Source organism: Faecalimicrobium dakarense, from assembly GCF_000499525.1.
Lineage (GTDB): Bacteria > Bacillota > Clostridia > Peptostreptococcales > Peptostreptococcaceae > Faecalimicrobium > Faecalimicrobium dakarense.
Genome location: NZ_HG529382.1, coordinates 21,076 through 27,075 on the forward strand (window position 1 = coordinate 21,076; position 6,000 = coordinate 27,075).

Consider the following 6,000-nt stretch of genomic DNA (forward strand, 5'->3'; position numbering starts at 1 on the left):
ATCGTTGGCGTCATGAGCGAAGTTATATCGTTGACGCCATGAGCGAAGCGAATTTTACACACTCTTAACAATATTTACACTGGCTTAACCTGTTTATAATATTCACTTAACATAAGAGCTGTATTATATAAATTGTAAAGGACATGAAAATAATAAAATTTAAATATAAACGGGGGTACATTATATGTTTAAGAAAAAAATAGGAGTACTTTTAGCTAGTACAGTATTAGTAGGAAGTTTAGCGGTAGGATGTGGATCAAGTTCAGATGGATCTAAAGTTACAGTATCAGGTTCAACTTCAGTAGGTCCAGTTATGGAAGTTATAGCAGAAGAATTTCAAGCTAAAAACGAAGGTGTTACAGTAGAAATACAACAAGTTGGATCATCGGCAGGAATAAAAAATACAATAGAAGGAACATCTGAAATAGGAATGTCATCAAGAGATATTAAAGATGAAGAAAAAAGTACAGGGTTAAAAGAAACTCAAATAGCGCTTGATGGTATATCACTTATAACTAATAAAAATAATGAAGTAAAAGATTTAACTTTACAACAAGTAAAAGATATATACACAGGAAAAATAACTAACTGGAAAGAAGTGGGAGGTAAAGATGCTCCTATAGTAGTTCTATCAAGAGAAGATGGTTCGGGAACTAGAGATGGATTCCAAGAAAAAGTTGGATTTGAGTCAGAAGAATTAATAAAAGATGCTCAAATAAGTGATGGATCAGGAAATATAAAATCTACAGTTGAAGGAAATGAAAATGCAATAGGATATATATCTTTTGGATACGTAGATGACGCAGTAAATGGATTAAAAATAGATGGTGTAGAATTAAATCCAGAAAATGTTAAGTCTGGTAAATATGCAATAGCAAGACCATTTGTACTAGTTAATGCAGACGGTAAAATATCAGAGCAAGGAACTAAATTTATAGACTTTATATTAAGTGATGAAGGACAAAAAATAATAGAAGGTAAAGGCTTCATAAGCATAAAATAGATAAATACCCTACTTAAAAAGACACATACATATGTGTCTTTTTTATTCTTTAAGGCTTTATTTAACATGGTTTTAACATAAATAATGTATATGGGAATTAATGTTAAGAATGTTAGATAATTTTACTTTTACTTAACATAAATCTAATATGGATTTAACTTTAAACTTATATTATATAGGTGTAGGGAGCAAGGAAATAATTTATTAAATAAAAAATGTTTAAAGGAGCGATTGCTTATGTTAGTTAAGTCTCGAGTAGTTAGTTCAAATCAGAGAGACAATAAAAATGGAAATAAAAATAAATATATTATGGAAAAAATATCTAAAAATATATTCTTTATAAGTGCATTAATAGCAGTTTTAAGTTTACTTTTAATAATAGGATTTGTATTTTATAAAGGATTAACTCCTTTTATATCAAAGGGTTATTCTTTTACTGAATTCTTAATGGGAAGCGACTGGCTACCAACATCAGATAAATTTGGAATTTCATCAATGATAGTAGCATCAATTACTGCTACAATGGGAGCTTTAATTATAGGAGTACCAATTGGTATATTAACATCTGTATTTATAGCAGAAATAGCTCCAAAGAAGGTAGCTAAAATTATATCACCAGCAGTTGAATTATTAGCAGGAATACCATCTGTATTATATGGAATATTTGGATTAGCATTTATAGTTCCGACTATACAAAATACATTCAATTTAGCTAAAGGACAAAGTCTTTTAGCAGTAATAATAGTTTTAGCAATAATGATGTTACCAACAATAATATCTGTATCAGAAACAGCAATAAGAGCAGTACCAAGAGCTTATAAAGAAGGATCATTAGCATTGGGTGCTTCAAAAATAGAAACAATATTTAAAGTTGTAATACCAGCGGCTAAATCAGGTATATTAGCAGCAGTTGTTTTAGGAGTAGGTAGAGCATTAGGAGAAACTATGGCTGTAATACTAGTAGCAGGAAACTCACCAGTTATGCCATCATCTTTAATGGATAGTGTTAGACCTCTTACAACTAATATAGCTCTAGAAATGGGATACGCATTTGGAACTCATCAAGAGATGTTATTTGCAACTGGAGTAGTATTATTTACATTCATATTAATATTAAATTTAATACTAAATAAACTTTCAAACAAGGCGGTAGATTAATATGAGAAAGTTAAAAGAAAATATATTAAAAGCATTAATTTATTTATCAGCGATATTTACAGTAGCAACATTAGTTGTAATTGTAGGATATATATTTATAAATGGAATTGGTGGAATAAATCTAAAATTCTTATTTAGTGATTATTCTGCATCAGGAGATGGCGGAATATTACCAATGATAGTAACAACAATATATATGGTTGTCCTTTCTATAGTAGTAGCTACACCGATTGGAATTCTAGCAGCTATATATTTACAAGAATATGCTAAAAAAGGGAAAATGGTAACTGCAATAAGATTTGCTACAGAAAGCTTGGCAGGTATACCATCTATAATATATGGATTATTTGGAGGAATTTTCTTCGTAGTAACTTTAGATATGAAGTATTCTATATTATCAGGAGCATTGACAGTAGCGATAATAATATTACCAGTAATAATAAGAACTACAGAAGAATCATTAAAGACAGTACCTCAAAGCTACAGAGAAGCATCTTTAGCTTTAGGCTCAACAAAGTTTCAAACTTTATATAAGGTAGTACTTCCAAGTGCTATACCAGGTATATTATCAGGACTTATATTATCAGTAGGTCGTGTTATAGGAGAATCAGCAGCTATATTATTAACAGCAGGAACTGTTGCTAAAATGCCAGGTACAATATTTGATAGTGCTAGAACACTAACAGTTCAAGCATACTTATTAACTAAAGAAAAAGGCGATATATCTGGAGCAGCGAGTATTGGAGTTGTTTTAATAATACTAGTATTATCATTAAATATGATAGCTAAGATTGTTGCAAAGAAATTAAATAAGGCAAATTATTAAATAAATTTTACGAGGTGTAAAAATGAATTCAAATAATGATATAAAATTAAAAGTAAGAGACTTAGATTTATTTTATGGTGATAACCAAGCACTAAAAAAAATAAATATGAATATAAAAGAAAATAAAGTAACAGCATTAATAGGTCCATCAGGGTGTGGAAAGTCTACATTTTTAAGAACTTTAAACAGAATGAACGACCTTATAGATAATGTAACTATAAAAGGAAATATAGAAGTTGATGGAGAAGATATATACAAGAGTGAAGATGTTATAAAGTTACGTACAAAAGTTGGGATGGTATTTCAAAAGCCAAACCCATTCCCAATGAGTATATATGATAATGTAGCATACGGACCTCGTACACATGGAATAAGAGATAAAAAAGAACTAGATAAAATAGTTGAAGAAAGTCTAAAAGGTGCAGCTATATGGGATGAGGTAAAGGACAGATTAAAGTCATCGGCATTAGGACTTTCAGGTGGACAACAGCAGCGTATATGCATAGCTAGAGCTATAGCAATGAAGCCAGAAGTAATCCTTATGGATGAGCCTACATCAGCACTAGACCCAATATCAACTTTAAAAGTAGAAGAGTTAATAGAAGCATTAAAAGATGATTATACAATAGTAATAGTTACACATAACATGCAGCAAGCAGCACGTGTTTCTGACGACACAGCATTTTTCTTAAATGGAGAAGTAGTAGAATTTAATGACACAAAGATTATGTTTACTAGCCCAGAAGACAAGCGTACAGAAGACTATATAACAGGTAGATTTGGATAAAATCTATATAACAAAATCTAAAAGGAGTTTTAAAAATGGTTAATACGAGTTTAGAGCTAGATATAAATACTTTAAAGCAATATACTATAAAAATGATTGAAAGATGTGAAAAAGCTTTAGAGTTATCTGTAGATTGTATGGTAAGAAAAGATTTAGATGGTTCAAAGAAAGTTATAGAAGAAGATGAAGAAATAAACACATTAAGAGAATATATAAGAGATAGAAGTATTGAGTTAATGGCATTAAAGCAACCCATGGCAAGAGATTTAAGATACGTATATGCTTTAGGGAATATAGCTATAGAATTAGAGAGAGTAGGAGATTATGCATCTAATATCGCAGCTGAAACATTAAAAATAGGTAATGAACCATATATAAAGGCATTAATAGATATTCCTAAAATGACAAATGAATGTAGAGAAATGCTTTTAGCAGTGCTTGAAGCTCTAGAAAATGAAGATGAAAAATTAGCATATGACACAGCTCTAAGAGATGAAAAAGTAGACCGTTTATATGAACAAATTCATGAAGATTGTTTAAAAATAATGAATGAGAACCCAGAAACTATTAATCAAGGTGTAAGACTTTTATTTGTAGGTAGATATCTTGAAAGAATAGGTGACCATATTACTAATGTATGTGAAAAAGTTATTTATGCAATCAACGGAAAAATGATGGAAATAGGATAAGATAAGCATCTTATCCTATTTTTGTAATATTTATTGACCCAAAGCCGTATGAATATAGATATAAATATTTATATCTAAAAAAATATAATTAAAAATTTATCAAAAATATATTGAAAAACCGTTTTCAAAATAATATTATTTATAATAAGAAAGGTTTTTTAAATAAGGGGGATCTTAATATGGAATATAATGTGGCAGAAGTAGTTAACAAAGTTATTGAAGATGTAAAAGTTAGAAATAAAGGAGAAAGTGAATTTCATCAGACAATAGAAGAAGTACTACACTCATTAGAACCAGTATTAGAGAAACATCCAGAATACATAAAGGAAAGTATATTAGAAAGAATAGTAGAACCTGAAAGACAAATAATGTTTAGAGTTCCTTGGGTTGATGACAATGGTAATGTTAAAGTTAATAGAGGATTTAGAGTACAATTTAATAGTGCAATAGGACCTTATAAAGGTGGACTTAGATTTCATCCATCAGTTAATCTAGGAATAATAAAATTCTTAGGTTTTGAGCAAATATTTAAAAACTCTTTAACAGGTTTACCAATTGGTGGAGGAAAAGGTGGATCAGATTTTGATCCTAAAGGTAAGTCAGATAGAGAAATAATGAGATTTTGTCAAAGTTTTATGACTGAATTATATAGACATATAGGGCAACATACTGATGTTCCTGCAGGTGATATAGGAGTAGGAGCTAGAGAAATTGGATATTTATTTGGACAATATAAAAAGATAAGAAATTCATATGATGCAGCAGTATTAACTGGTAAAGGATTAACATATGGAGGTTCTCTTGCTAGAAAGGAAGCGACTGGATTTGGTGTTATATACTTTGTAAATGAGATGTTAAACTACCATAAACATTCACTAGAAGGTAAGAGAGTTGTTATATCTGGATCTGGAAATGTTGCTATATATGCAGCTCAAAAAGCACAGGAATTTGGAGCTAATGTAGTTGCAATGTGTGATTCAGCTGGATATGTAATTGATGAAAATGGTATAGACATAGAATTAATAAAACAAATAAAAGAAGTAGAAAGAAAAAGAATAAGAGAGTATGCTAATAGAAAAGATGGCAGTCAATACTTTGAAGGTCAAAAAGGCATATGGTCTGTTAAATGTGATATAGCTCTTCCATGTGCAACTCAAAATGATATAAGTATAGAAGAAGCTAAGTTATTAGTAGAAAATAATGTGCTTGCTATTGGAGAAGGAGCAAACATGCCTTGTACAAATGAGGCAGTAGAATACTTCCTAGAAAAAGGAGTACTAGTAGCTCCAGCTAAGGCTGCAAATGCAGGTGGAGTTGCAACATCAGCTCTTGAAATGTCTCAAAATAGCATGAGGCTTTCATGGACATTTGAAGAAGTAGATGAAAAATTAAAAGGTATAATGATAAACATATTTGAAGCTTCAAAAAATGCAGCAGAAGAATATGGACACAAAGGAAACTATGTAGTTGGAGCAAATATAGCAGGATTCTTAAAAGTTGCAGAAACTATGATGAGTCAAGGTATAATATAATAAAT

6 protein-coding genes are annotated in these 6,000 nt (G+C 30.1%); all 6 read left to right on the forward strand.

All coding sequences use genetic code 11. From position 1 onward, the window contains the following. Nucleotides 1-184 precede the first annotated feature (184 nt). The 6 genes from BN899_RS12885 to gdhA all read left to right on the forward strand — a co-directional run bounded on the left by BN899_RS12885 (nucleotide 185) and on the right by gdhA (nucleotide 5,995). Nucleotides 185-1,003, forward strand: coding sequence for a phosphate ABC transporter substrate-binding protein (locus BN899_RS12885; protein ID WP_042276056.1), 819 nt, complete (start codon nucleotides 185-187; stop codon nucleotides 1,001-1,003). A 237-nt stretch (nucleotides 1,004-1,240) separates the two neighbouring features. Next, entirely contained in the window at nucleotides 1,241-2,161 is a 921-nt protein-coding gene (gene pstC, locus BN899_RS12890; RefSeq protein WP_042276057.1) for a phosphate ABC transporter permease subunit PstC, read from the forward strand. A 1-nt stretch (nucleotide 2,162) separates the two neighbouring features. Beyond that, complete coding sequence (pstA, locus tag BN899_RS12895; RefSeq protein ID WP_042276059.1) at nucleotides 2,163-2,987, forward strand: phosphate ABC transporter permease PstA; 825 nt, start codon at nucleotides 2,163-2,165, stop codon at nucleotides 2,985-2,987. 22 nt (nucleotides 2,988-3,009) lie between these two features. Continuing rightward, nucleotides 3,010-3,774 carry a phosphate ABC transporter ATP-binding protein PstB gene (pstB, locus tag BN899_RS12900; RefSeq protein ID WP_042276061.1) on the forward strand — a complete coding sequence of 255 codons (765 nt, stop codon included), beginning with the start codon at nucleotides 3,010-3,012 and terminating at the stop codon, nucleotides 3,772-3,774. Nucleotides 3,775-3,809: 35 nt separating this feature from the next. After that, nucleotides 3,810-4,463 (forward strand): phosphate signaling complex protein PhoU, encoded by a 654-nt coding sequence (phoU, locus tag BN899_RS12905; RefSeq protein ID WP_042276063.1) that lies wholly within the window; start codon nucleotides 3,810-3,812, stop codon nucleotides 4,461-4,463. A 179-nt stretch (nucleotides 4,464-4,642) separates the two neighbouring features. Continuing rightward, nucleotides 4,643-5,995 (forward strand): NADP-specific glutamate dehydrogenase, encoded by a 1,353-nt coding sequence (gene gdhA / locus BN899_RS12910; protein ID WP_042276070.1) that lies wholly within the window; start codon nucleotides 4,643-4,645, stop codon nucleotides 5,993-5,995. Nucleotides 5,996-6,000 lie beyond the last annotated feature (5 nt).

What these genes read in the sequence shown, in the direction of transcription:
- BN899_RS12885 (WP_042276056.1), top strand. Translation starts at nt 185, where the DNA reads ATGTTTAAGAAAAAAATAGGAGTACTTTTAGCTAGTACAGTATTAGTA.
- pstC (WP_042276057.1), top strand. Translation starts at nt 1,241, where the DNA reads ATGTTAGTTAAGTCTCGAGTAGTTAGTTCAAATCAGAGAGACAATAAA.
- pstA (WP_042276059.1), top strand. Translation starts at nt 2,163, where the DNA reads ATGAGAAAGTTAAAAGAAAATATATTAAAAGCATTAATTTATTTATCA.
- pstB (WP_042276061.1), top strand. Translation starts at nt 3,010, where the DNA reads ATGAATTCAAATAATGATATAAAATTAAAAGTAAGAGACTTAGATTTA.
- phoU (WP_042276063.1), top strand. Translation starts at nt 3,810, where the DNA reads ATGGTTAATACGAGTTTAGAGCTAGATATAAATACTTTAAAGCAATAT.
- gdhA (WP_042276070.1), top strand. Translation starts at nt 4,643, where the DNA reads ATGGAATATAATGTGGCAGAAGTAGTTAACAAAGTTATTGAAGATGTA.